The 25,100-nt window shown below is 40.9% G+C and carries 22 protein-coding genes; 14 read left to right on the top strand and 8 right to left on the bottom strand.

Annotated features, from left to right (window positions below):
* Window positions 1–127: 127 nt before the first annotated feature.
* From ACWIB3_RS07605 to ACWIB3_RS07615, 3 genes are read right to left on the bottom strand one after another with little or no spacing between them, the layout of a single operon-like run.
* Window positions 128–1,534, bottom strand: a complete 1,407-nt coding sequence (locus ACWIB3_RS07605; RefSeq protein ID WP_454291298.1) for an arylsulfatase — start codon at window positions 1,532–1,534, stop codon at window positions 128–130.
* Window position 1,535: 1 nt separating this feature from the next.
* Window positions 1,536–2,609 (bottom strand): Gfo/Idh/MocA family protein, encoded by a 1,074-nt coding sequence (locus ACWIB3_RS07610; protein ID WP_454291299.1) that lies wholly within the window; start codon window positions 2,607–2,609, stop codon window positions 1,536–1,538.
* 17 nt (window positions 2,610–2,626) lie between these two features.
* Window positions 2,627–3,886, bottom strand: coding sequence for a Gfo/Idh/MocA family protein (locus ACWIB3_RS07615; RefSeq protein WP_313259949.1), 1,260 nt, complete (start codon window positions 3,884–3,886; stop codon window positions 2,627–2,629).
* A gap of 115 nt (window positions 3,887–4,001) precedes the next feature.
* Between ACWIB3_RS07615 and ACWIB3_RS07620 the strand changes: the two genes are divergently transcribed.
* The 5 genes from ACWIB3_RS07620 to ACWIB3_RS07640 all read left to right on the top strand — a co-directional run bounded on the left by ACWIB3_RS07620 (window position 4,002) and on the right by ACWIB3_RS07640 (window position 9,777).
* The gene (locus ACWIB3_RS07620) at window positions 4,002–5,267 is read left to right on the top strand and encodes a DUF819 family protein (RefSeq protein WP_185210483.1); all 1,266 of its coding nucleotides are present in this window, start codon (window positions 4,002–4,004) and stop codon (window positions 5,265–5,267) included.
* 252 nt (window positions 5,268–5,519) lie between these two features.
* A complete protein-coding gene (locus ACWIB3_RS07625; RefSeq protein ID WP_185218211.1) occupies window positions 5,520–5,750 on the top strand; it encodes a hypothetical protein in 231 nt (76 codons plus the stop codon).
* Window positions 5,751–5,825: 75 nt separating this feature from the next.
* Complete coding sequence (locus ACWIB3_RS07630; RefSeq protein WP_454291300.1) at window positions 5,826–7,451, top strand: fimbrillin family protein; 1,626 nt, start codon at window positions 5,826–5,828, stop codon at window positions 7,449–7,451.
* Window positions 7,452–7,856: 405 nt separating this feature from the next.
* Window positions 7,857–8,075, top strand: coding sequence for a hypothetical protein (locus ACWIB3_RS07635; RefSeq protein WP_454291301.1), 219 nt, complete (start codon window positions 7,857–7,859; stop codon window positions 8,073–8,075).
* Between the two features lie 28 nt (window positions 8,076–8,103).
* Window positions 8,104–9,777 (top strand): fimbrillin family protein, encoded by a 1,674-nt coding sequence (locus ACWIB3_RS07640; protein WP_454291302.1) that lies wholly within the window; start codon window positions 8,104–8,106, stop codon window positions 9,775–9,777.
* Window positions 9,778–9,880: 103 nt separating this feature from the next.
* Here the strand turns inward: ACWIB3_RS07640 and ACWIB3_RS07645 are convergent, their stop codons facing one another.
* Together ACWIB3_RS07645 and ACWIB3_RS07650 are read right to left on the bottom strand one after the other, a co-directional pair.
* A complete protein-coding gene (locus tag ACWIB3_RS07645; protein ID WP_454291303.1) occupies window positions 9,881–10,936 on the bottom strand; it encodes a phytase in 1,056 nt (351 codons plus the stop codon).
* 10 nt (window positions 10,937–10,946) lie between these two features.
* Window positions 10,947–13,757, bottom strand: coding sequence for a TonB-dependent receptor (locus ACWIB3_RS07650; RefSeq protein ID WP_454291304.1), 2,811 nt, complete (start codon window positions 13,755–13,757; stop codon window positions 10,947–10,949).
* 266 nt (window positions 13,758–14,023) lie between these two features.
* Between ACWIB3_RS07650 and ACWIB3_RS07655 the strand changes: the two genes are divergently transcribed.
* Genes ACWIB3_RS07655 through ACWIB3_RS07675 form a run of 5 tightly spaced genes read left to right on the top strand, consistent with a single transcriptional unit; the run spans window position 14,024 to window position 18,795 of the window.
* A complete protein-coding gene (locus ACWIB3_RS07655) occupies window positions 14,024–14,467 on the top strand; it encodes an acyl-CoA thioesterase (protein ID WP_185210490.1) in 444 nt (147 codons plus the stop codon).
* Between the two features lie 20 nt (window positions 14,468–14,487).
* Window positions 14,488–15,153, top strand: a complete 666-nt coding sequence (rsmI, locus tag ACWIB3_RS07660) for a 16S rRNA (cytidine(1402)-2'-O)-methyltransferase (RefSeq protein ID WP_185210491.1) — start codon at window positions 14,488–14,490, stop codon at window positions 15,151–15,153.
* A gap of 36 nt (window positions 15,154–15,189) precedes the next feature.
* Complete coding sequence (locus tag ACWIB3_RS07665; protein ID WP_454291305.1) at window positions 15,190–16,011, top strand: PH domain-containing protein; 822 nt, start codon at window positions 15,190–15,192, stop codon at window positions 16,009–16,011.
* A 4-nt stretch (window positions 16,012–16,015) separates the two neighbouring features.
* The gene (gene lnt / locus ACWIB3_RS07670; protein ID WP_454291306.1) at window positions 16,016–17,620 is read left to right on the top strand and encodes an apolipoprotein N-acyltransferase; all 1,605 of its coding nucleotides are present in this window, start codon (window positions 16,016–16,018) and stop codon (window positions 17,618–17,620) included.
* Window positions 17,621–17,661: 41 nt separating this feature from the next.
* Complete coding sequence (locus ACWIB3_RS07675; RefSeq protein WP_313259966.1) at window positions 17,662–18,795, top strand: cysteine desulfurase family protein; 1,134 nt, start codon at window positions 17,662–17,664, stop codon at window positions 18,793–18,795.
* A 54-nt stretch (window positions 18,796–18,849) separates the two neighbouring features.
* Here the strand turns inward: ACWIB3_RS07675 and ACWIB3_RS07680 are convergent, their stop codons facing one another.
* From ACWIB3_RS07680 to ACWIB3_RS07690, 3 genes are all read right to left on the bottom strand, one after another.
* On the bottom strand, window positions 18,850–19,428 hold the full coding sequence (locus ACWIB3_RS07680) for a hypothetical protein (protein WP_313259968.1): 579 nt from the start codon (window positions 19,426–19,428) through the stop codon (window positions 18,850–18,852).
* 136 nt (window positions 19,429–19,564) lie between these two features.
* On the bottom strand, window positions 19,565–19,981 hold the full coding sequence (locus tag ACWIB3_RS07685) for a copper resistance protein NlpE (protein ID WP_185218218.1): 417 nt from the start codon (window positions 19,979–19,981) through the stop codon (window positions 19,565–19,567).
* Between the two features lie 67 nt (window positions 19,982–20,048).
* A complete protein-coding gene (locus ACWIB3_RS07690) occupies window positions 20,049–20,381 on the bottom strand; it encodes a tetratricopeptide repeat protein (protein ID WP_185210498.1) in 333 nt (110 codons plus the stop codon).
* Window positions 20,382–20,672: 291 nt separating this feature from the next.
* Here ACWIB3_RS07690 and ACWIB3_RS07695 point away from each other — a divergent pair, with 291 nt between their 5' ends.
* The 4 genes from ACWIB3_RS07695 (at window position 20,673) to ACWIB3_RS07710 (ending at window position 24,551) form a co-directional block, all read left to right on the top strand.
* Window positions 20,673–21,404 (top strand): electron transfer flavoprotein subunit beta/FixA family protein, encoded by a 732-nt coding sequence (locus ACWIB3_RS07695; RefSeq protein WP_185218220.1) that lies wholly within the window; start codon window positions 20,673–20,675, stop codon window positions 21,402–21,404.
* A gap of 26 nt (window positions 21,405–21,430) precedes the next feature.
* Window positions 21,431–22,405 (top strand): electron transfer flavoprotein subunit alpha/FixB family protein, encoded by a 975-nt coding sequence (locus tag ACWIB3_RS07700; protein ID WP_185218221.1) that lies wholly within the window; start codon window positions 21,431–21,433, stop codon window positions 22,403–22,405.
* A gap of 104 nt (window positions 22,406–22,509) precedes the next feature.
* Window positions 22,510–23,163 (top strand): bifunctional nuclease family protein, encoded by a 654-nt coding sequence (locus tag ACWIB3_RS07705; RefSeq protein ID WP_093098894.1) that lies wholly within the window; start codon window positions 22,510–22,512, stop codon window positions 23,161–23,163.
* Between the two features lie 32 nt (window positions 23,164–23,195).
* Window positions 23,196–24,551, top strand: coding sequence for a nucleoside permease (locus ACWIB3_RS07710; protein ID WP_093098893.1), 1,356 nt, complete (start codon window positions 23,196–23,198; stop codon window positions 24,549–24,551).
* Window positions 24,552–25,100: the final 549 nt, after the last annotated feature.

Below are 25,100 nucleotides of genomic sequence, written 5' to 3' on the forward strand. Positions count from 1 at the left end.
GTACCGGGATGTCGCCCGTCACGCGCGCTCTGCGGTGCTCCTCGCCGCCGCCGCCTACGGCAAGGCTGCCATCGACGCCATCCACGTGGACAGTTTGCAGCCCTTCGCTTTTTATATCCAATCTTTTTTATTGAAAGGGGAAAATATCACTTTCCGTTCTAGCTTCAGCCATGATCTTCTTGGCTTTTTTCACCAGTTCAGGATGCTTGGCAGCGATATTGTTTTGCTCGGCAACATCGGTCGGTAAATGGTAAATTGCTATTTCAGCATCCGGATTACCTTTAGCATTCAAGCGGATAGCCTTATAGTCACCTAACCTTAGGCCTTGCTTCCCGCCTTGTTCATGGAACTCCCAATATAGATATTCATGTTCCTTTTGCCCTTTTTTACCCAACAGGGTTGGCAAGAAACTGATACCATCGGTTTGTTTCATCGGTTTAGCTTGGGCAATTTCCAATAATGTTGGTGCTACATCCCAGAAAGCGCCTATATGGTTAGATTTGCTATTCGCTTTTACCTTCGCCGGCCAATGCACAATAAAAGGCGTTCTCACCCCTCCTTCATAGACATCACGTTTATTTCCACGGAACGGACCCGAGCTCTTAAAGAAATCAGGATCTGCTCCACCTTCTCTATGCGAGCCATTGTCGCTCGTAATGATGATAATGGTATTTTCAAGCATTCCTTCTTCTTCCAAGGCAGAAACTACATCTGCTACCTGCCTGTCCATACGGGTAACCATAGCTGCAAAGGTCGCTCTAGGCTTAGCTTGACTAGTATAACCCGAACTCGCATTAGGTCCATAAGGGCTACCTTTAAATGGTTTTTCCTCAAACTTACCGTCAAATTCCTGAAAGATTTCATCTTCCGGAACGATCAATTCAGCATGAGGCAATACTGTTGGGATAAACAGGAATATAGGTCCATCCTTGTAATTATGGATAAAAGTCAATGATTTCTGATGGATCAGGTCTGGAGCGTAGGTCGTGGTTTTCATTAAGTTCTCATTGCCCTTCAGGTCAATACGTTCCTCATTATCCCACAGATGAGTTGGATAATAACGGTGGGATTGTCTTTGGCAGTTATAACCATAGAATTCATCAAAACCTTTTTCCAGGGGATCACCTGTCGTTCCAACCATTCCCAAGCCCCATTTTCCGAATGCACCGGTTCTATACCCAGCATCTTTCAGGGCCATGGCAAAGGTTTCAACTTGCTGAGCTAAAGGTTCCTGACCTTCAGGAACTATTTCTTTATTCCCACGGATATGCGTATGACCCGTATGCTGCCCGGTCATCAAGGCAGAACGTGAAGGGGCACAGACAGGAGCCCCGGCGTAGAAGTCCGTGAAGAGCATGCCTTTTTTAGCTAAGGCATCGATATTTGGGGTGCTGAATTTTTCTTGTCCATAGATACTTAAGTCTCCATAGCCGAGGTCATCAGCGAGAATCAATACAATATTAGGTTTCTTGGATTGAGCTAACAGCATCAGGTTGAGAAACAGCAACCCGAACAAAAGAGAGTATTTGCGCATTTTAGAGTTTTACGATTTCACCAGTCTTTACAGATTCATCACATGCAATAGCAATTTGAAGGCTATTGATGGCATCCTGCATTGATTTTTCCAAATTTAAGTTTTCCTTGATGGCTTTCAGGAAGAAGCGTTGTTCCCTGTTGCAAAGTTCTTGATGGTCAGGCTCATCGGTTAGGTCTAGCCATTCATCTTTTTTCAAAAATTCATTCTGCGCATTGATATCAGCATAATGGACCTTTAAGGATTCTGTTTTGGTATGTGACTCGACAGAGTCTGAATTTCCAGCTTTTCCAGCTTCTTTGGCCACGATGGATACGCAGCCCTTCGGCCCGATCACGTCTTTTACAAAGAATGCGGTATCACTGATCATAGGGCCCCAACCTGACTCATACCAGCCTACACTGCCATCATCAAAACGGATCTGCAGCTGGCCATAATTGTAATTATCTTCCGGTATATCATCCGTTAACCTTGCACCGATGGCTGATACAGTGACCGGATTGGCATTGGTCATTTGGCACATCACATCGATATAATGCACGCCACAGTCAACAATTGGGCTCAGGCTTTTCATCAAATTACGGTGCACATCCCACATATAGCCTTGGCTTTGCTGGTTCAGGTTCATGCGCATGACCAAAGGATACCCCATGGTCTTGGCAACCTCAATAAATTTAATCCAGGAAGGATGGTGCCTTAAAATATAACCCACCACCAGTTTTTTATCGGCAGCATTGGCCGCATCGATTACTTTCTGGGCCCCTAAAACCGTATCCGCAAGGGGTTTTTCAATGAAGACATGTGCTCCTGCCTGAAATGCCTTGATGGCATAGTCTTCATGGGTATCCGGATAGGTAGAGATGCAGACCGCATCCGGTTTCGACTCTTCCAGGGCCTGCTCATAGCTGTCATACAAGGGATATTGCGCAGCTAATTTCTCATTCAATTTCTTTTTACTGTCTCCACGCGAGACCAGTCCTACAATTTCAAATTCTTCCATCTCATGATAGGCCTGCGAATGGGATGCTCCCATATTACCACAGCCAACCACTAAAATCTTTATCTTTTCCAACATTTCCCTTTCACCAATAATTATGTTGCCAATCCCGGTCTAGGGATTCTTGCAGTATCTATTTCCATTTCCCAATTATATCCATCTGAACTCGGACCATAGGTTTTGGTTGAATTCAAGATTTCATCCAACGAAATAATGCTACCAGTATAAGCAGCTTCGCGCGCCCAGATAGCCATTAAGGTAGAATCCGCCATAAAATCACCATCATTGATCACTTGCTTATTCTTGATGGCCGCAAAAAGCTCATCATGTTGCGTCTGGTACATATTGTTCATCTTACCGTTAAATTTCCACGGATTTGAACCATTGATTGCATAGGAACTCAAAAGGCTTACATTAAAATTGCCTTTGGTCCCGATTGCTTCTACGGAGTTTCGTGGTTGGGTACCATTTTGCTGTCTGCCGAAATGGAACCCTTTCAAGCCATCTCCATAATCAAACTCAATGGCAAAATGGTCGAAGACATTGCCATACTTGTCCCAAGGACGGCTCTGTCTACCTCCTGTTCCTGAAACAGTTTTAGGCAATCCGCGGTTTAGGATCCAGTTCATGAAATCTATGCTGTGCACGGTCTGTTCAACGATGATATCACCCGAATAGCGTTGGTAGTAAAACCAATTGTATAATTGATATTTTAGGTCGGTCCAATCTGGCTGCCTAGGTTTTTCGGTCAATTCACCGCCTAACCTGAAAGTACTGATGGCATAGATATCACCGATACTGCCATCGTGGACTAATTTTGCCAGTTCACGGTTAGGAGTTGAATACCTAAAGCAATAGCCAGAAACAAGGTTCAACTTTTTCTCTTTGGCTACTTTTACCGCTTCACGTACTTTATGTACACCGGGCACATCTACCGCCATTGGCTTTTCACAGAAGATATGTTTCCCATGTTTAACCGCTTCGGTCAAGTGATCCGGCCTAAAGCTCGGAGGGGTAGCCAACAACACGACGTCAACGTCGGACGCAATTAAGTTTTTATAGGCATCAAAACCTACATACTTCCTTTTTTCAGGAACATTGACGCGATCTTTGTGCGCTTCTTGTAGGGAAGCGAGCGCAGTTTCCAATTGTTCCGGAAAAATATCGGCCAATGCCACAATTTCGACATCTGGATCAGCAGTTAAGGCCTGAAAGGCGGCACCTGTTCCACGACCTCCACAGCCGACTAATCCTACTTTTATTTTTTTCTTGAAATCAAGGTTGGTATTTGAAAAGTCTAATGAAGTGGCACCAAGGATAATACCACCGTTTTTAATAAAATTTCTTCGGTCCATTCGGTCTTTTTTTGAATGATTCAGATTGATCTAATGTTTTTGATATGTTGATTATTTCAATAAATAATTGAAAAATTATCTATTTTCACAGCAAAATAACAATTATTACAATTTTATGCAAATAACCGATACAGAAGCCGGACCATTGATAGAGAACACTACGGTGGTCTTTGGATTATTGATGACGATCTTAGGTTTGGTTTTTTACACCTCCAGTCTATCCAACAGATACATCAAGGGATTTTATAATGTCATCCCGCCATTGTTGCTCTGTTATTTCTTACCGGGGCTATTGAATTCGTTTAATATCATCGATGGTGAAAATTCGCCATTGACGACGATCGGGAGCCGTTATTTTCTTCCGGCCTGTTTGATCTTATTTGTGATCAATCTAGACCTCAAGGAGATGTGGGCATTGCGCAAGAGAGCAGGATTGATGTTCATAACAGGTACAATAGGTATCCTATTGGGCGGCCCATTGGCTGTTTACCTGACTTCCTTGGTCGCACCAGAAGTCGTTGGGGGCACAGGGCCCGATGAGGTCTGGCGTGGATTAGGTGCATTGGCAGGTTCATGGATTGGTGGATCTGCAAACCAAGTGGCCTTAAAGGAGATCCTTCAACCTTCTCCTAACCTCTTCTCTTCCATCATCGCCGTGGATGTTTTTGTAGCCTATATCTGGATGGCCATTCTATTATATGGTGCAAGCAAATACAAGGCCGTGGACAAATTCTTCAAGGCCGATTCCCAGGACGTGGAGCACCTAAAGGCAAAAATGGATGAACGCGTAAAAGTTAACAGCCGCATTCCGGAGACGAAAGATTTTATGATCATGATTGCGCTAGCCTTCGGAGGAACGGGACTGGCAACCTTATTGGCAGAACCTGTTGCTAACTTTATGGCAACCCATTATCCGGAGACGGAGAAGTTCTCCCTGACCAATACTTTCTTCTGGTTGATCTTCTTTGCTACTGCCATTGGGATATCCCTATCTTTCACTCCAGCAAAAAAACTGGAATTTGCCGGAGCATCCAAGATCGGAACCGTTCTGTTATACGTACTGATTACCACGATCGGAATGCAGATGAACATCATGGCCATTTTGGGCAACCCTGGTTTATTTGTAGTCGGCTTTATCTGGATCAGTTTCCATGCTATATTGTTGATCATTGTTGGAAAGATCTTTAAGGTGCCATTCTTTTACTTTTCTGTGGGAAGTATGGCGAATGTAGGTGGTGTTGCCTCCGCATCCGTGATGTCTGCTGCCTTTCATCCCTCTTTAATTTCTGTTGGAGTAATCTTATCAGTATTCAGTTATGCAATCGGAACCTATGCAGGATGGTTAACGGCATTGCTGATGAAAATCGCTTCAGGCGTATAAAAAAAACCTATCATTTCGAGAAACAGCGCCAAGTCAAATAGCGCTGTTTTTTTTTGCTTGCCGACACACATTTTCCAAATCCTCCTGCATCGGCTAATTACTTAACTTAAAGTTTATACCTAAAACACTAATTTTTACCTTTGTATTAATATTTTTATTTATTTTTGCTAATATTAATTAATTAAGAACCAATTAATTAAAAAATAACGATTATAGATAAACAGCCAACCTGTTATTAAGAACCAAAAAATCATGAAGACCCCACAGGAACCACACTGCTTGGGCGCCGAAGATTTGAATGCCTCAGTAAGGAAAAAAGACAAAAAACCTTACTTACGCCCGAAAATTTCCATTCAGCCCCTACAATTAGACTTCAGTCTTATGGCCACTTCTACCCATGTAAGAATGGGAGGCCCAGGCAATGTCCCAGAAGTTGAAGACTGGGAGGACGAAGGAGAAACTATTAAAGATTTTGACTTTTAGAAAAACCAACTAAACCCTAAAATGATGAAAATTACAGCCCCCCTATTTATTCTAAGCAGTTTATTTTGCATTGTCATGTTAAATTGTTGCAAGCCACGTGATACAGATTTACCATCCGAAAAAGGGATTGTCTTTCGCGTAGCGGGGATCGAAGAAGATAGTAGCACAGAATTAATGGGCTCCAATAGAGAAAGGAATACCGAAAACCTCAATAAATTTCCAATCCATCGAGAGCTACACAACATAGAAGGCATGGACATCGATCTAATGATCGAAGAAAGCTCTGAAAAGAATATAGCATTGACAAAAGCTGTAAGCAGCAAACCATTTGGTGAATTTAACTGGTACATCATCATGCTCTTTGAAGCCGATGGCAATGGCAACGCTGTGTCATTTCACCTTCTCTCCGCCAGCACTGGCAATGGACCAACAATCCCATTTCCCGCATATCGCAATAGGCAATACAGATGGTTTGCCTATTCCTATAACTCCTCTACTTACCTCCGCCAACCAACAGTTGAATCTCCTATATTAAATGTCAACTCCGCAGCAGCTGAAGACGGAAGCGACTTTCTTTACGCCACAGGCGTAATCACAACGAGCAACGATCCGAACGCTCCAAATGTAGCCCCCATTACTTTTAAAAGAATGGTCAGTGCGATACGTTTTGAAATCGATGCTAGAGGCGCATTCTCTTCCATCAAAAATCTGACGGTGGATTTCCCCGCATCTTCGAATGGCTTTAAAAACGGAAAATTTTCACTGAGAAATGGGGTATTTACAGAAATAAATGCAGAGGGGCCATTTAGTAGATCAACATGGCTTGATCATATAGCCGATACCATCCCAACCGGATGGGTCAAATACCAACAGTTGCTAACTGTTCCGAACGGTGAACCTATGAATTTTCAGGCTCTCCTAAAAAGTTTGACCCTGACGAGTCAAACCATCACACCAAATAACCCTACCGCACTCACCTTTGCAGACAGAGATTACGGAATACCTACAGCGGGCATTCCATTAAATTTCCCAGCTTTCACACCCGTTGCAGGCAAGCGATATACCATAAAATTAAGATTAAAGGAAAGTACGCTTTTAGTTGGCGGAAGCAATTGGGCTAGGGGAAATTTGACCTATGTAGCCAATTCACCGAAAAACAAATATAGATTTTGGTACGACAACAACTTTATAAAAAATGTCAATGGCGGAATGATAAACTTTATAGAACGCGATTATTTTGACACCAGACCACCCATAGGGGAACCACAAGCCGAACCCAGAAATTGGGACCCATGTGCTTTAGTATATCCAGAAAACACTTGGCGGCTTCCAACAGCAGCAGAATTCACTAGACTAGGCGAATTGGCAGAGTCGATTAATAGAAATCGGGTTGACCAAGAAAATAATGGCGGATGGTATGCGTCTTGGAGAAACCGACCAGGGGTGGGCACTCCAAGGTACAAAAACAATAATTTTAATTTAGTTGCCGCTGGCTTCAGGGACAGAAAGACAAGAGAATTAAGGAGATTTAATTATCGGGGTTTTGGAACGCTTTCAGCTGATGAAGGATTCTTTAAGACCTCGGACACGACCCAGTTTTTCAATTTTGACTATGGCGGATTTGCAGGCATAGACTTTGGCATGAGGGTGTTTACTACACATGAAGGCATTGGAGCAAATGTTCGCTGCGTGAGGAGATAACCCCCATTTGATTAGCAAAAAAAACAGCAATATTAACCTAGCTGTTACTCAATTTTTGGACCGAAGAGGGACAAATGTGCGATGGGTCAGAAAATAAATAATTAGGCAAAAATATAACTACATATAATAATTTTTCTTGCAGGCGTAATGATTTTCATTGCGCCTTTTTTGTTTTGAATATTTTTCGACTACAGACTTAATAAAACATATGACGAAAGAAAATTTCAAAAAACATGCCTTTAGTAACATTTTTATACTTTTAATAAATTTTTTACGAAATATTGTTTTGAATTATATAATTTTGAAACAAACGATTATAAACCATTGATAATATTAAATAATTATAGACCAACCAGTTTAAGATTGATCGGATTGAAATATTCATAAACTAAAAAGCATGATTTTATGCCTAATAAAAAAACAAGAAGTAAAACTTTTTTTAAAAACAATGAACATCTCAAACAAGAATATAGCCTTCCAACAATTGAAATCTATGTTGTTAAATTAGATTTTGATGTTGCTATTACATCAACCAGGATAAGGATTGGAGGGGAAAACGAAAATACGCCAAAAGTTGATGAATGGGAAGATTCCGACGGCAAAACCTTTAATGTAGACTTCTAAAAGCAAATAGACCCAAATTAAAAAAACAATGAAGCACAGAATTGACCCAATTGTCTTCATCTCATTTTCTTTTCTAATCCTCTTTTGCCAATGCAAGAGACCTGAGCCTACAATTGGGGGCAAGGAAGGATTAACATTCAGTGTACAAGGCATTGGAGAAACCATAGACACAAAGGAAATCCTTGCAAAGCACAGTTCAAAACAGAGAAGTGCTGAACCCTTGATCTATAAAAAAGAGCTGACTTCTGCAAATGGTGTAGATTATGACTATATGCTAGCCGAATCGAAAGCCTTTGAACCGAAATCCCGTTCGATAGCCATAGCAAACCCGCTACCCAGCAGCACAAAATACCTGATCGTGCTGTATGATGCCAATGATGCCGGTGAGGCAACTACGTATTTTGGCCAGGCACAGGCTTCGGCAACTTCTGAAATCGTGATCGACGCCTATAGGAACAAAAACTACCGTTGGTTTGCCTATTCCTACAATAATGGCAATGATCTAGCGACATTTGACCCTGCAAATCCAAATCTGACCATTAATTCTACAGCATTGGGCCAGGGGTCGGAATTTTTATACGCGACAGGGCTGATCCGAACTTCTGATGACCCTGAAGCCGAAAATAGAATTCAGATAACCTTCCAGCGGAAAATGAGCTTACTCAGAATTGAGCTGGACGCTAGGGGTACCTTTTCCAAAATTAAGAGTACCAGTATTGAATTCCCTCAAAGTGGGGGAAATACTGGTCTTAATAATGGCGTATTTTCAATTATTAACGGAAATTTCACGAGCACCACGCCTGTAGCTTTTAATGCAAGCCAGTGGACCGACGCCATAGCCGACAGCATTCCTTTAGGCTGGGTGAAATACATGGATTTCCTAACTGTTCCCAGTGGTGGAAACATGAGTTTAGCGGGTAATATAAAGAATACCATAATCACAAGTCAATCTGTAAATTCAGAAGCGCCCAATGTAGATTATTTTGTTGATCGAACGTTTGACAATGTCCCATTTAGCGTACCTTCTTTTACACCTGAAATGGGCAAACGCTATGTGCTAAAAATACGGCTGATCGAATCGGGAATAAATTATGGTGGCGCAAGTTGGGCACGTGGAAACCTCACCTTTGTTGCAAACTCCTTGAAGAATCAATACAGGTTTTGGTATGACAACGGTTTTGTAAACAACAAATCTGGAGGTATGATGAATTTCATAGAAAGGGATTACTTTGATACCAGACCCCCAAGACCACTTCCACAAACTGGTCCGACGATCTGGGATCCATGTGACCAAGTGTACCCGAAAGGAACTTGGCGCCTTCCTAAAACCTCTGAGTACCATACCATAATAAATTACACGACCAACAGGGTCCGCTACAACCAACCTGGAGACAAAGGCTGGTATATGGCCTGGACAAATGTTTCATCATTGGGTCCACCGAGATATCCAGACAAGCACCTACCCTTTGTTGCGGCTGGATACAGGGCAATGAACAGAACATTGAAAGACTTCAATTATGAGGCTGGAAATATAGTACCTTTCTTTCCAAAATATGGGGATATAGGATATTATAGGACTTCGGACACCTTAACGTACATGACCATGTATTACAGGCAGAGTGCCGTGTTTACGACAATGGTACTAGATTTAGAACAGATCAGGGACGGAAGAGGCGCCAATGTAAGATGTGTCCGTAAATAATAAAGAAAGTTATAGGTAGTTTTAAGTATAGGTCAATAGTTAGTGTTGAGAAAAGGCCGCGAAAATTTCGCGGCCTATCTATTATCAATCCAATTGTTGTATGTTATTTTTTTGCATCAATCTGATCTTGGAACTGCTGCCAGTCATAATAATGGAACACCATTCCATTACTCATAGCAACCAACATTCCTTTCGGGAATTTAGCTCCGATCGGCATAGATATCGCATCGGCACCATCACACTCCACAGCTGATACCGGAACCTCAGCAACCCTTGTATATTGATGAGGATTTCCTGCATCCCCTTCTCGAGGGTAGATGTTAAAGGAATTATTCTGTTGATTGGAGGCTACAATATAACCTGTACTGTCGCTGCTCTTGTAGATGGCAATACCTTCATGGTCCTCTTTGAAATCCTTTTGTCCGAAAACCGCAAGGACCTCATTGCCCTTAGCTGGATCAGCATAGTATTTATGAATTCCGAAACCTTCATCAGAATAATAGACATAACCTAGTTCGTTATCCACGGCTATTGCCTCGATTTCCTTTCCTCCCTGGAAGGCTCCGAATTCACGCACTTTATTACCTACGACCACGCCATCCTTATCCTGTAGTTCATACTGATACAGGTATTTTCCTGTCGGTCCGATCTTTCTACCTACGATGGCATAGATCTTATTTCCTGTAGTATCCATTTGCGTATATAGCGCGATACCCATAGGTGACCTTTCTGTTTCACCTTCAAACACGGGAATACCGCCATTATCTATCGGCTTTAGATCCGGTAAGCTGAATACCCTGATCTTATCCGTACCGCGTTCTGTAACTACCGCTATATCCACTTTCTTACCGGCCAAATTAAAGCCATAAGCGATGTCGACATTGTTTGGACGATCCAAAGGAACGACCTTGTTAATGATCTTTCCGTCCATATCATAGGCATAAAGCCCACCGGTTTTTTCATGTTTATCTGTCCCGATAACAATTACCTGGGAGCTATCCTGAGGGTTGACCCAAATAGCGGGATCATCGGTATCATTAGGCACCACTTCAGTAATTACGGCTGGTTTCAGCGCATTCTCGGCAACAGGGGCCAACTTATCTCCACAGGAGACAAGCACGAGGGCCGAAAAACTAAATATTGTAAGTTGTTTCTTCATTTGTTGGTTTTTATAAGTCATATTTAATTCCAAGGGTATAGCGCGGCTTGTAATATTCTAATTGGCGCATGCGCTGTACATCACCTTGGTAGTAACGCAAAGGTTGATTGGTTAGGTTGTTGGCTTCAGCAAAAATGCGAAGTGACTTAGTTACTTTATATGCAGCATTTGCATCTAGGAAAAACTGTTTGTCATAATAAGCATCGGTAAATGCATCATCTCCGATTTCATCCAAGTAAGCTGCCGTATAGTTTGCAGATACACGAGCTGAGAATTTGTTGTTTTCCCAAGACAAGGACCCGTTCAACATGTGCGGAGCAGTCCTAGGCAGACCTAGGCCTTCACGCAACACACCGTCTTCACCTGAGATACCCTTAGCTTTTGACTCGGTAAAGGTATAGTTTGCATAGATGGCGAATCCTTGCAGGAATTTTCCAGGAAGGAAATCCAACTGTCTCTGGAAAGCAACTTCAAAACCATAAACATCTACCTTATCGCCGTTTCTAAACTGTGCAAAGTCCCATGTTTCACCTGCAGCGATAGGGTTTGCTAGATTTGGGAACACTTCCGAGAAACGAGCATTTGTAAAACTCCTATCATTGTACATGTAGATAAAGTTCTTTAGGTTTTTATAAAATGCACCTCCGGAAATAATACCCACATTTTGGAAATAGCGTTCCAACATGATGTCGTAGTTGGTCGAATAGGTTGCTTTCAAGTTTGGATTGCCTGCGAACAATTCTTTATCATCTATGTTGGAGTTAACATATGGCGCCAAGGCGTAGTAGTTTGGTCTTGCCAAACTGGTTGTCACAGCAGCACGAAGGATAAAGTTGTCCGAGAAATTATGCTTTAAGGTAATACCTGGAAGAATGTTGGTATAACTGTTTTCATTACGGATCTGACCTTTTAATTCTTCTTCATCAACGACATTATTACCGGTATAGTCAATGCGAGTATGCTCCAAACGAGCTCCCAAGATCAAGGCTGTTCTTTCCGTTATATTTTGATCCCAACGCACATAACCTGCAAAGATCTGCTCTTTTGCTTTATAGTTTTGGGAAAGGAACTCTTTTGGGTTTGCCTCTTCTTCAAATTTAGATTTATCGCTTAGGTTTAAACCTCCTAAATAGTTTTTGTCTACAAAGGTCCCTGGAGCATAACGCTCACCTTGGTCCCAAGTTTTCGCGTCCCATGTCACCAATGGCATTCCAGAAGTTAAGGTCTCAAAGCCTGTAACGGGCTTGTATTCAAAGAAATTGTTATCTCTTTCTTTGGTTTTCAACCTTACACGTCCACCAAAACGGATCCTTCCTTTTTGATCTGCAATCACCGACAAAGGAATACGGAAGTTTAATTTGGCACCGAATTCATCTTCATGGGTGTTGTTTTCATTTTCTGTGATTTCATTAAGTGCAAATTTGTCCAAATCTGCGTTTGCATTCGCAATAAATGGCAGGTAAGGATCAGAAATATCGACAGAAAGAGGTCCCGATGGTTTTTCATAAGAGATATACCTTTCGTTAGGTCTCCATTCAGAGGCTCTTGAATAAGAAGCAGCCCAGTCCATATCCAACAAAGGTGAAATAAGGTGCTCCCCTTGCAATGAAAAGTTCAATACAGTCTGACGCTCTAAACGACGGCCTTTGTTTCTGCTATTATCAATACCGCCTTTAGTTTCACGTTCAATCAGTCCTGTGTAAGACTTGGTTGCATTATCGTACTTTAGCTTTGAGAACTTGGTTGCAAAACGGTTTTCGCGGTCATCACGCCAGTTGTACATGGCATTTAAGGCAATCCTGTTTCTAGAATTAAAGTTGTAGTCCCAGGCAGCTGATACACTTCTACGGACACGGACCACATCATATTTACGGATCTGCATTTCTTTTAGGAATACATTTCCATCTTTTTGATCCCATTCCGCTTCAATGTTGTTTGAACCAAAATCATTGGTCTGCATCGTTCCACTCAATACCAAGCCCATCTTGTTATCCAGGAATCGGTTACCATAGATCAAAGATCCATTGTAGATTGCTTTTTCACGAACTGGGGAATATCCACCACTTAGGGTAGCAGAAATACGTTGCTTATTCGGAACGGCACGAGTGATCAGGTTCACACTACCACCGATCGCATCAGCATCCATATCAGGGGTCAAAGTTTTGTTAACTTCGATCGATGAAATCATGTCGGAAGGAATCAAGTCCATCTGAACATTACGGTTATCACCTTCTGCTGAAGGAATACGGTCACCATTCAAGGTCACAGAGTTCAATTCTGGGGAAAGACCGCGGACAATAATATTTCTTGCCTCACCTTGGTCATTTTGCATCGTAATACCCGGAACCCTTTTCAAGGCATCTCCGATATTCTGATCCGGAAAACGGCCCACTTGGTCAGAAGAAATAATATTCGTGATGTTGCTGTTATTTTTTTGCTGGTTCAAGGCTTTTGCTTGACCTTTTGCAATATCTCCAATGACTTGGATCTCATCGATTGTTTTGCTAGCTGGCTCCAAAAAGATTTCAACAGCCATATCGGTAGTCTGGATCTTTTGTTCAAAATGTTGGTAACCTAAATAGTCAACCGATACGGTATAAGTTCCAGCAGGAAGGTTTAGGAATTCAAAATTTCCGTTTGCATCGGAAACCGTGAATTTATTGCCTTCTGCAATTCTTAAAGTTGCACCTGGTAAAGAAAAATGATCATTGTTGTCCATGACCTTACCTTTTAGGATGGTCGTTGTAGCCAAAGGGGTGGTCCTTTGAGCAAAGGAAATACAACAAATGAAATTGAATAGGAATAATAGGAATAATCTCATAAAGTTAATAATTTAATGGCCCAAAAATATTTATAGGGATTTACTAGATTATTAACTGGATGTTATTAATTTGTTAACATACCAACTTGGCGATTTTCCTATAATGAGTATTTATTTCTTTTTATCAGCAAAATAGCCTAAATGCAAGAAATGCAGTTCGCAAAAAGTTAACATTGAATTCTCATCAGATTGTTAAGCTTCGTATTTCATGGAAAGCCGATTATTTATTTTTCATATTTTTAGAAAAACACTAAAGATTAAGGTCGATGGAAGAAAATATATTTTACGAAGGACAGGTTTTATGGTCGCAGATTGATGCAAATGTGCATTTACGACATTCTGCATATGCGGATTTTTGCGCCCAGGCAAGGAGTAATATGCTGAACAAGATGGGGCTGTCGCTAGAGGAATTCAATAAGCGAAAGATTGGACCTATTTTGTTTCGTGAAGAGTTGAATTATTTGCGGGAAATAGGTTTGGATGAGCGGGTAAAAGTAAGCGTTGTGATCACTAAATTCAACAAGCTCAATTCTAGGTTTTCCTTCAGGCATGAGATCTTTAAGGAAAATGGTGTGAAAGCGGCCGTTGTGTTAGTGGATGGTGCTTGGATGAACATTAGAGAAAGGAAATTGACCAACATCCCAGAAGAATGGATGGAAATTATCAGCAAAATACCTAAGTCCGAAGATTATACTGAAATAGATTCTTAGTTAATCGCTATCTTTGGATTATGTTATATATTGTTCCCACACCAATTGGTAATTTGGAAGATATGACCTTTCGGGCCATCAATGTCCTGAAACAGGTTGATATTATTTTAGCTGAGGATACAAGGACCAGTGCACCTTTGTTAAAGCATTTTGGGATTGACAAAAAAGTCTTTGCCCATCATCAGCATAATGAGCATAAAGCTGTCCAAGAAATTATCCGATTGTTAAAGGAAGGGAACCAGATCGCGCTAATCTCGGATGCCGGGACGCCAGCCATCTCTGATCCTGGCTTTTTATTGGTTCGGGAAACGATCAAGGAAGGTTTGGATGTGCAATGTTTGCCTGGTGCAACGGCTTTTGTTCCTGCCCTGGTTAATTCTGGACTGCCAAATGACCGCTTTTGCTTTGAAGGTTTCCTTCCTGTAAAAAAAGGCAGACAGACCCGCTTGAAATCATTGGCAGAAGAAAAAAGAACGATGATCTTCTATGAATCTCCACATCGGATCTTGAAAACCATAGATGAATTCATTCAAATATTTGGACCTGAAAGGCAAGCTTCAATATCCCGAGAAATCAGTAAGATGTATGAGGAGACCGTGAGAGGCACATTGGAAGAGATTAAACAGCATTTTGAATCCAATCCTATCAAAGGGGAATTTGTGTGCTGTGTCGCGGGACATGAGTAATAATAAAAAAGAATTTTTGACGTAAATATCAAATCAATGGAAAATTATCAAATCGACAAATTTGTTCAGGATGGACAGGATCCAAAAGTGGTAGAAAAGATCCATGGAAAGATTTTGGATATGTTGACCCCTGGAGAATCCATTAATTATATAGCCCTGCAAAAAAAACCGGCCGTGAACTTATTGCCGGATAGCATTACCCTTTCTAACAGGAGAATCTTTCTGTGTGAGTTCACAAAATTGGGTCTTGCTACCAACTTCGAGATCTTCCCTTGGAAGGATATTAAGGATATTGCATTTAAAGAGGAGATCTTTGGCTCCAAGGTTACTGTTATCCCTTTTACCGGCGAGAACTTAACGATTGATTATATCCCAAAGATACAGGCCAGGAAGTTGTACCAACTGATAAAAGATGCTTTAGCTAATCTGCAGAACCAGAAAAATGAAGCTAAAGAAAGTACTCCTGTTTATGGCAATAAACCAGCCTACAGTAATCCTGTGGTTAGTCCGGAAGAGAAGGTTGAACCTGTTAAACCAGCTGAACCTACAAAACCTGTTGAAGCTGAAAAACCTGTTGAACTTCCAAGGTTTGAGGAAAGACCTAGCTTGAATTCTATGTTTGCCCAACAAAACCAACAAGCTCAGGCTGCAAAACAAGAACCTCAAAGCTATCAACAGCCAACTTCTTTCAACTCCCCTACCCCAGCGCCACCTACGCCTAGTCCGGAAGTGCATAAAGCTGAAGAGGATGATGAAATCACTTTAAAATTAAAGAAATTAAAGAGCTTGTATGACAAGCAGCTTATTACCCAAGCCGAATATGAAACTAAGAAGGCCGAAGTTTTAAGCCAATTATAATAGCATGAAAAACAATTACCTACTAGCCGGTCTAAGTGCTATATTACTGTGGCTGGCTTGGCCCCCTATCCCATATTCTAGCTTTCTACTTTTTATTGCTTTTGTACCCCTATTGGTCGCTGTTGAAAACGTGATCCGCGGGGACTATAAAAAGAAAGGCCGTAAGATATTTGGTCTAGCGTTTCTGACAGGTGTCATCTGGAATACCGCATCCATTTATTGGGTATTTAATGCCATGAATGCTGTATTAGATGTATTCCCATCGTTTATGGTTTCTTTGATTCCATTTACCCTGGCGCCTCTCTTAATGGCTCTGGCATTTAATCTTTACTACCAGATGCGCAAAAGGAACAACATCATGCTGAGCTTTATGGGGCTTGTATCCTTTTGGATGGCATATGAATACCTGCACCAGACTTGGGAACTTGCATTTCCTTGGATGACATTAGGGAATGGATTTGCCAATTTCCATCAAATGGTTCAATGGTATAGCATTACTGGTGTATATGGTGGAACTTTGTGGATTTGGATAGCTAATATCATTGTATTCCTGTGGTATTGGCAAAGGAAGGAAAAGGTAGAGGTCTATAGCCAGAAACTGCTATTAGGTTCATTGGCTGGCTGGATTCTCGTTCCTGCTATTGGATCTTTAATTGTCTACAGCACTTACGAAGAACATGTCAACCCTTCTGAAATTGTAACTGTCCAACCAAATATTGATCCTTACGGTAAATTTGGGTCAATTACCCCAGAGGAGCAATTAAACACCTTAACCGATCTTTCGCAAAAGGTAGCAAAACTAAATACCGAGTTTTTTATTTGGCCTGAAACCGCAATATCAGGATCTAATGGAATCAATGAGGAGGAGTTTCGGGAATATGACCAGTACAATAAGATCCTTGAATTCTTGGAGCCTTATCACAATGGAAATGTGCTTTCAGGGATAGAAAGTTACCAGATCTATGAAGATCAGAAGACCTTGACCGCAAGACCGATCGGTAATGTTTTTTATGACAGCTTCAATGCTGCAGTATTGGTGGATGGTTCTAGTAAGCTGCAATTTTACCATAAATCTAAATTGGTACCGGGGGCGGAGAAAACTCCTTTTGGAAAAACCTTGTCATTCTTAACCCCTCTATTCAAGCATTTTGGTGGTACTACGGGTGGGTATGGTAGCCAAGAAGAACCCTCTGTCTTTTATTCTGCCAGTGGGATCGGCGCTGCACCTGTAATCTGTTATGAATCCATTTGGGGGAATTATGTAGCTGAATATATTAAAAAAGGAGCCCAATTTATTGCTGTCATCACCAATGATGGATGGTGGGGAGACACCTCAGGAAAGGACCAACACCTTCAATACGCTAAACTTAGGGCCATTGAGAACCGCAGATGGGTAGTTCGATCAGCCAATACAGGTATTTCTGGTTTTATTAACCAACGTGGGGATATTGTCCAAAAAAGTTCTTGGTGGGTGCCGACTGCGCTGTCTCAGGAAATCAATTTGAATGAAGACCTTACTTTCTATACAAAATATAGTGATTTAATAGTCTATTTATCATTCGTAACAGGCTTAATATCAATAGGCTTAATGATTGTCAGAAAAAAATAAATATAACAGAATTATCCTATTGAATAATTATATTTGCCGCCATGCAAGTTTATTTTGATAATGCCGCCACCACTGCCTTAGATAAAGAAGTTATCGAGGTAATGGTTCAGATGTTGAACGAGAATTTTGGAAATCCATCGTCCATCCATGCACATGGCCGAGAAATGAAGACCATTGTTGAAAAAGCAAGAAGAACAGTCGCTAAATTATTGAATGCATCACCTTCCGAGATATTCTTTACCTCCGGAGGAACTGAAGCAGACAACATGGCTATCGTTCGTGCTATTGAAGCTTATAATATTACCCACGCAATCAGTTCACCAATTGAGCACCATGCTGTTCTACACACGTTGGAAGAACTGGAAAAAGCTGGAAAAATTCATTTAGATCTTTTACGCGTTGATGAAAAAGGAAATGTTGATCTAGGTCAACTAGAGGAGCTTTTGTCTAAAAATCCAAAGACCTTTGTTTCCTTGATGCATGCCAATAATGAATTAGGCAACTTAACTGACCTTAAAAAGGTTAGTGAGCTATGTGAGCAATTTGATGCCATCTTCCATTCAGACACTGTTCAGACGATGGGACATTATGCACATGACTTAGCAGACCTAAAAATCGACTTTATTACAGGTGCAGCTCATAAATTCCATGGACCTAAAGGTGTTGGATTCTTATACATCAATGCCCGCAATAAGATCAAACCGCTTATCTACGGAGGTGCTCAAGAGAGAAACATGCGCGGGGGCACAGAAAACGTTTATGGAATAGTGGGATTGGCAAAAGCATTGGAAATCGCTTATGCTGAAATGAACGAACACCAAACTTATATACAGTCCCTAAAGGATTATATGAAAGCTGAGTTGATCAAAGCCGTTCCAGATGTAAGATTCAATGGCGAGGTTGATTCAAATAAATCGTTGTACACTGTACTGAACGTATCCTTACCATGCACTAACATGGGCGACATGCTATTGTTCAACCTAGATATCAAGGGCGTTTCTGCATCAGGTGGAAGTGCTTGTAGTTCAGGTTCCGAAATAGGCTCGCACGTCCTTCAGGGAATTGGAGCTGATGGTACTAGACCATCTGTGAGGTTCTCTTTCAGCAAGTACAATACAAAAGAAGAAATAGACTTCGTGGTAGCAACAGTAAAAGAAATCTGTAACCATAAATAGGTCTCGTACGATAATATTAAAAAGGCTGTTGCAGTGCAACAGCCTTTTTTTTGACTAATCCTTATGTAATTTGACAAGGATATAATCTTCATCCTGTTTCAAGGATAGATGCAGTTCATTATTACCAAAATATAGAACTTTAAAAACAGTAAGATGCCTTTTTGTGGAATCATTCAGGATGAGCGCGGCTTCCGGTTGATCAATCCTCCAATTCACCTGCATTCTTTGGTTATATGATTCATCATAAACAGTGTTACGACAATGTGAATCAAAGGAATTAGCCTTATAGTATTGTTTCTCAAAAATTTCCGCTTTGCCATTAGGTTTAAAATTGATCTTAAAAAATTCCATTTTCTGTTCCACCTTACTTACTTTTTCGGGGCAAGGGGTTTCTTTAGATTGGAATTTTATCAGTTTAGCAATTTGATTAACCTTGGAATAATCCAGTTCAGATGATAGGCCTTTGGGGTTGATATTATTGTCATAATATTCATAGGCTGTCCATTGCCCTGTTATTTCCAATGGATCGACTGTATTCTCCTCTTCATTCACTACTACCTGAAAAATACTGCCTATGGATACCAATAGCAAGAGCAAAACGGGCATCATCATAAAAGATAATTTGGTTTTCATCTTTTAATAATTAGTGTTATCCAAAGATAATCAACCCACTACGCGAAAAAAATACCTAGCATTAGGTATTCCTCAAAATAGATAATAATAAAAGTGTGGGGAGTAGTTCCATAAAAAAACCTGCTATTGCAGGTTTTTATTTTATTTTTTGAAGGACATATTTTTCGGCGAGGTCGCCTTTTATTTCCTTGCCAGAGAGATCTAATTGATTGAGTTGGTCCTTAGATATCTTAAAGCTATAATCTACATTCTCTAAACTCAAAATATCCTGGTCAACCTTCCATTTTCCGGTACTTTCAAATACCTCAGCACTTTTGCCGACATATTCATACCGCATGGAATAATTTTTATTCTTGTCTAAGCTAAGTACTGTCGCAATTGTAGTACAATCTGCACAAGGTAATTTTCCCTCATAGGTCCCAACGATTGCCAAACCTTTCACTGCATTATCTTCGGCAGCAACAAGCTGATTTACGTTGGATTTGTTGTTAATACAACTAAATCCAAAGATCAGCATGATCAATCCGATTAATGACAGTGTTAATACTCGCATAATTTTCTTCCTTGCCAGAAAAAATGCAAAAAAGATACCACAAATCTATTTTTTAGAAAATTTAACATTAATCGTCTTCATCGAGCAGCCCATTAGCCATAAGCATGGCATTTTTAAGTTCATTAAGCGCATGAAAATTTCTTTTTTGCTGAGCAACCAGAACTCCCTTTTCATAAATTTCAAGTGCCGAGTCCTTCTCCCCCTCGCCTTCCAAAAACTTTCCAAAATGATAATAGGTACCTACATAATCAGCATGGGAATGTACAAGGTCTTCAAATCCATTTCTTGCACTTTGTTTATCTCCCAACTTAACAAACTCCATCGTCAGGGCATACTTCAAAAAAGGATCGTTTGGGCTTTCTCTTAAAAAATTCTGTAACTGTGCTAATCTGCTTTCCATAAACAAAAGTAATCAATATTTAGAAATGCAAAAGCCTTGCTCCCGCGGAATATAATTACTATGCTAGCATACAAAATGACAAATCAATGACTATTAGATACTCGCATCAAAACCAAGGATGTATTAACATATTAAAATAAAAAAATATGGTTAATTAAATTTATAATATTTTTTATACAATTTTAATGTTATTTTGATAATTAACAATTATCTAACAGTTCCTGAAAATCGAGGAAACACAGCTTTGAAATGCTCCTTAATTAATGTAGGTTTGTGTAAAACGTTTGAATTATGAGAATATTAGTATGTATAAGTAATGTCCCTGACACCACTTCAAAAATAACATTCAGCAACGATAATACGGTTTTTAACAGCAATGGTATTCAGTATATCATTAATCCATATGATGAAATTGCATTATCTAGAGCAGTTGAATTGGCGGAAGGTGGCAAAGGTACGGTCACTGTAATCAATGTTGGTGATGCTAGCACAGAACCTACCATCAGAAAGGCATTGGCAATTGGTGCGGATGATGCAGTTCGCGTAAATTCTCAACCTAGAGACGCTTGGTTTGTAGCCAATCAGATTGCCAACTACGCAAAAGAACAAAACTTTGACCTGATCTTAACGGGTCGTGAATCCATAGACTATAACGGCGCACAAGTTGCTGCCCTATTAGGCGAGCTATTGAACCTACCTTCGGTTTCCATTGCAAAGAAATTAGATATCCAAGATAACAATGCGACTATTGACCGTGAAATTGAAGGCGGTAAAGAAGTATTGACCGTTTCACTACCGGTTGTGGTCGGTACTGCTGAAGGAGTTGCAGAACCAAAGATCCCGAATATGCGCGGCATTATGGGAGCAAGGACCAAACCTCTTCAAGTTGTGGAACCAATAGCAGTAAATGAATTGTCCAATATCGCGAAATTCGAATCACCTGCTCCAAGGGGCGCTGTGAAACTGGTAGAAGATGTGGACCAATTGGTTCAGTTACTTCGTTCCGAAGCAAAAGTTATTTAATTCATTTACCCCATTAAGAAATAATCATGGCAATTTTAGTATATATAGAAAATACAGAAGGTACATTAAAGAAGTCGGCATTTGAGGTCGCTTCTTATGCCAAAGCTATTGCTGACCAATTAGGCGATACTGTAACCGCCCTTTCCATTGGGAATGTGGACAGGTCAGAATTAGAAAAATTGGGCAAATACGGTGTATCCAAAGTTTTGGATGCCAACCAAGACAAGTTGAAGAACTTTGTGAACAAAGCATACGCATCCATTATAGCATCTGCTGCAAAGCAGGAAAATGCGAAGGTTGTTGTCCTTTCCAATTCATTTAGTGGAAAAGGATTGGGACCAAGGGTTGCCGCTAAACTAGATGCAGGTTTTGCTGATGGTGCGATCAACCTTCCTACCTTCAATGGTGAACAAATGGAAGTTAAAAAGACTGCATTCTCCAACAAAGCATTTGCAACCGAAGTGATCAGCTCAGCGGTCAAGGTGATTGCTGTCAACCCAAATGCTTTCGATTTGAAAGAAACAGGAGGATCAGCAGAGATCGTAGACTTTACACCTGATCTGAACGACCAAGATTTTAATGTTATGGTCAAAGAGATTGTCCGAGCAACGGATAAAATCTCCCTTCCGGAAGCAGAAATCGTGGTTTCCGCAGGCCGTGGTATGAAAGGACCAGAAAACTGGGGAATGATCGAGGAATTAGCCAATGTGCTTGGTGCTGCAACAGCCTGTTCAAAACCTGTTTCCGATGCCGGTTGGAGACCCCATTCAGAACACGTAGGACAAACAGGTATTGTGGTCAGCCCGAATCTCTATATCGCTATCGGTATTTCTGGAGCTATCCAGCATTTAGCGGGAGTAAGCTCATCAAAAAACATTGTTGTCATCAACAAAGACCCAGAAGCACCGTTCTTTAAAGTGGCGGATTATGGAATCGTAGGAGACGCCTTCGAAATCGTTCCAAAGCTGACGGAAGCTATCAAAAACTTAAAAAACAACTAGGAATAACTAAACAATGAACGAGTGGCCTTGCCTAAAAAAACGCAAGGTCACTTTTTTTTTGCTGTTAATATTCCCATCTTTGTAATCACGTTAACGTGTTATCGATGAAGAAAATCAAGTTAGATATTGTAGGCTTATCTTATAGCCAGACCCAGTCTGGAGCGTATGCCCTGGTTCTGGGAGAGGTAGGAGGTAACCGAAGACTACCTGTCATCATTGGCGGCTTTGAGGCGCAATCCATTGCCGTTGAAATTGAAAAAATGACCCCAAGCAGGCCCCTAACCCATGATCTATTCAAATCTTTCGCGGAAACCTTTAAGATAAAATTAGAAGAAGTCCTGATCTACAACCTGGTTGATGGAATCTTCTTTGCCAAATTGATCTGTACGGATGGAGAGCAGACTTCTGAAATCGATGCCCGTACTTCGGATGCCGTCGCACTTGCTGTACGCTTCGAATGTCCGATCTATACCTATGATTTTATCATGAATACAGCCGGAATCGTGATCGAAGGAAACGACTTTGCCTTTCTGGAAAACATCGAAAACGTAGGAAACTATAAACAATCGGACACTCCAACCGAGGAAAAAGAAAAAGAACAGGAAAGCGTTGAAAAAGAACCAGCAAAAAACAAACCATCACCTTACGCTTCCCTAACGCTGGAACAACTTGAAAAAACCCTGGAAAAAGCTATCGAAAACGAACAGTATGAGACGGCTGCCAAAATCAGGGACGAAATAGAAAAACGAAAATCTTAATTTCTACCTACAATAACTAATAGCAAAATACGATGTCTATTAAACTGAGGTTAACGATCATGAACTTCCTGCAATTCTTCGTCTGGGGAGCATGGTTGATTACTATAGCAAACTATTGGTTTGGGACTAAAAACTGGGGTGGTACCGAATTCGGAGCCATTTTCTCAACCATGGGCATTGCATCTTTATTTATGCCTACTCTGATGGGTATCATTGCTGACCGCTGGGTCAATGCCGAAAAACTTTATGTAGCCTTACACTTGCTTTACGCAGCCTGTCTGATCTATCTTGCCCAAGTGCAGGACCCTGGATCATTCTTTACGGTCATGTTGCTCAGTATGTGCTGCTACATGCCCACTTTAGCCCTGTCCAACTCCATTGCCTATACAGCACTCAACCAAGGCAATTACGACCTGATCAAGGCCTTCCCTCCCATCCGCGTATGGGGAACGGTTGGTTTTATCGCGGCCATGTGGATGACAAACTTGAGTGGAAGTAAAGCAACGGAGGGGCAATTCTATATTGCTGCCGGAGGTTCCATCCTATTAGGGCTCTATTCCTTGATCTACCTTCCTAAGTGTCCACCGCAAAGACATATACAAGAAAATGCAAGCTTTTCCCAGATCATGGGACTCGAGGCTTTCAAGCTCTTCGGAAACTTTAAGATGGCCATGTTCTTTATCTTCTCCATGTTCTTGGGTGCAGCCTTACAACTGACCAATGCATATGGCGATGTGTTCTTGGATGAATTCAAGTTCTATCCAAAATATGTAGATTCCTTTGTGGTGAAGTATTCTACCATTATCATGTCGATATCGCAGATCTCTGAAACCCTGTTTATCCTTGCCATTCCATTTTTCCTGAAAAGGTTTGGTATCAAACAGGTTATGTTGATCGCCATGGTGGCTTGGGTGCTACGTTTTGGACTATTCGCCTATGGAAACCCTTCCACTGGCCTATGGATGATCATTATGTCCTGTGTAGTCTATGGAATGGCCTTTGACTTTTTCAATATTTCAGGTTCCCTATTCGTGGAGACCAATACCAATAACAAGATCCGTTCATCAGCACAAGGATTGTTCATGATGATGACCAACGGATTTGGAGCCGTATTTGGCTCTTGGGTATCCGGATGGATCATTGATAGGTTCTACACCCTTTCGTTCAACGACAGCGCTTCTTTAGCCTCTTTCTTGGACACCACAGCCGACAATGGTTCCCTGCAAAAATTCATCAGCTCCAGAGGGGTGAATGTCAGCAATGGAATCTTTGATCAGGTCATTCACTTAAAGGACTGGCACCATATATGGATCGCCTTTGCCCTATATACCCTGGTAATAGCCATACTCTTTGCCATTTTGTTCAGACACAAACATGAGGTGAAGTAGTATTTAGTATAAAGTATTTAGTATTTAGACTTGATGATATAAAGCCTGACAGAATCTGCCAGGCTTTACTGTTTGTGTACATATTTTGGGAAGGAAGGCATAAGTATAAAGTAGGTCAATACGGGTCAAATGTCATAAAAATCTCTGATCATCTCATTTTTGTCATGATAATCTAATCCATCTGTTAAAAGATGTTAAGAGCTGGTATGCGATATACAATCGGCATATGCTTTGCGTTATAGATAGTACAAACAGAGTAAAAAAGAGTAAAGAGTAAAAATTTCATAATTTAGGTTAATAATTGGTTAGTTAAAAATCCTGAGGTTCCCCGCCCCAGGATTTTTTTATTGGATAAATCACTAACCGATATCAACTTACCCCAATTAAGCTTGATACCTATATAGCGATATATTGGCCATAATCTTGGTCTATCCTCTCATCCTTCCCATCTTGGTTCATAGCCATAATCTAGGCCTATCCTCCCATCCTTTCAATCCTGGTTCAAACCCACAAAAAAAAGACCGCCATGCAGGCGGTCCTTTGTATTTG

Source organism: Sphingobacterium sp. NPDC055431, from assembly GCF_053644255.1.

Coding starts and splice junctions, on each gene's coding strand:
- ACWIB3_RS07640 (WP_454291302.1), top strand. CDS start 8,104: ATGAAGCACAGAATTGACCCAATTGTCTTCATCTCATTTTCTTTTCTA.
- ACWIB3_RS07625 (WP_185218211.1), top strand. CDS start 5,520: ATGAAGACCCCACAGGAACCACACTGCTTGGGCGCCGAAGATTTGAAT.
- ACWIB3_RS07645 (WP_454291303.1), bottom strand. CDS start 10,936: ATGAAGAAACAACTTACAATATTTAGTTTTTCGGCCCTCGTGCTTGTC.
- ACWIB3_RS07650 (WP_454291304.1), bottom strand. CDS start 13,757: ATGAGATTATTCCTATTATTCCTATTCAATTTCATTTGTTGTATTTCC.
- ACWIB3_RS07630 (WP_454291300.1), top strand. CDS start 5,826: ATGTTAAATTGTTGCAAGCCACGTGATACAGATTTACCATCCGAAAAA.
- ACWIB3_RS07655 (WP_185210490.1), top strand. CDS start 14,024: ATGGAAGAAAATATATTTTACGAAGGACAGGTTTTATGGTCGCAGATT.
- ACWIB3_RS07685 (WP_185218218.1), bottom strand. CDS start 19,981: ATGCGAGTATTAACACTGTCATTAATCGGATTGATCATGCTGATCTTT.
- ACWIB3_RS07665 (WP_454291305.1), top strand. CDS start 15,190: ATGGAAAATTATCAAATCGACAAATTTGTTCAGGATGGACAGGATCCA.
- rsmI (WP_185210491.1), top strand. CDS start 14,488: ATGTTATATATTGTTCCCACACCAATTGGTAATTTGGAAGATATGACC.
- lnt (WP_454291306.1), top strand. CDS start 16,016: ATGAAAAACAATTACCTACTAGCCGGTCTAAGTGCTATATTACTGTGG.
- ACWIB3_RS07680 (WP_313259968.1), bottom strand. CDS start 19,428: ATGAAAACCAAATTATCTTTTATGATGATGCCCGTTTTGCTCTTGCTA.
- ACWIB3_RS07610 (WP_454291299.1), bottom strand. CDS start 2,609: ATGTTGGAAAAGATAAAGATTTTAGTGGTTGGCTGTGGTAATATGGGA.
- ACWIB3_RS07710 (WP_093098893.1), top strand. CDS start 23,196: ATGTCTATTAAACTGAGGTTAACGATCATGAACTTCCTGCAATTCTTC.
- ACWIB3_RS07605 (WP_454291298.1), bottom strand. CDS start 1,534: ATGCGCAAATACTCTCTTTTGTTCGGGTTGCTGTTTCTCAACCTGATG.
- ACWIB3_RS07620 (WP_185210483.1), top strand. CDS start 4,002: ATGCAAATAACCGATACAGAAGCCGGACCATTGATAGAGAACACTACG.
- ACWIB3_RS07700 (WP_185218221.1), top strand. CDS start 21,431: ATGGCAATTTTAGTATATATAGAAAATACAGAAGGTACATTAAAGAAG.
- ACWIB3_RS07695 (WP_185218220.1), top strand. CDS start 20,673: ATGAGAATATTAGTATGTATAAGTAATGTCCCTGACACCACTTCAAAA.
- ACWIB3_RS07615 (WP_313259949.1), bottom strand. CDS start 3,886: ATGGACCGAAGAAATTTTATTAAAAACGGTGGTATTATCCTTGGTGCC.
- ACWIB3_RS07690 (WP_185210498.1), bottom strand. CDS start 20,381: ATGGAAAGCAGATTAGCACAGTTACAGAATTTTTTAAGAGAAAGCCCA.
- ACWIB3_RS07705 (WP_093098894.1), top strand. CDS start 22,510: ATGAAGAAAATCAAGTTAGATATTGTAGGCTTATCTTATAGCCAGACC.
- ACWIB3_RS07675 (WP_313259966.1), top strand. CDS start 17,662: ATGCAAGTTTATTTTGATAATGCCGCCACCACTGCCTTAGATAAAGAA.
- ACWIB3_RS07635 (WP_454291301.1), top strand. CDS start 7,857: ATGCCTAATAAAAAAACAAGAAGTAAAACTTTTTTTAAAAACAATGAA.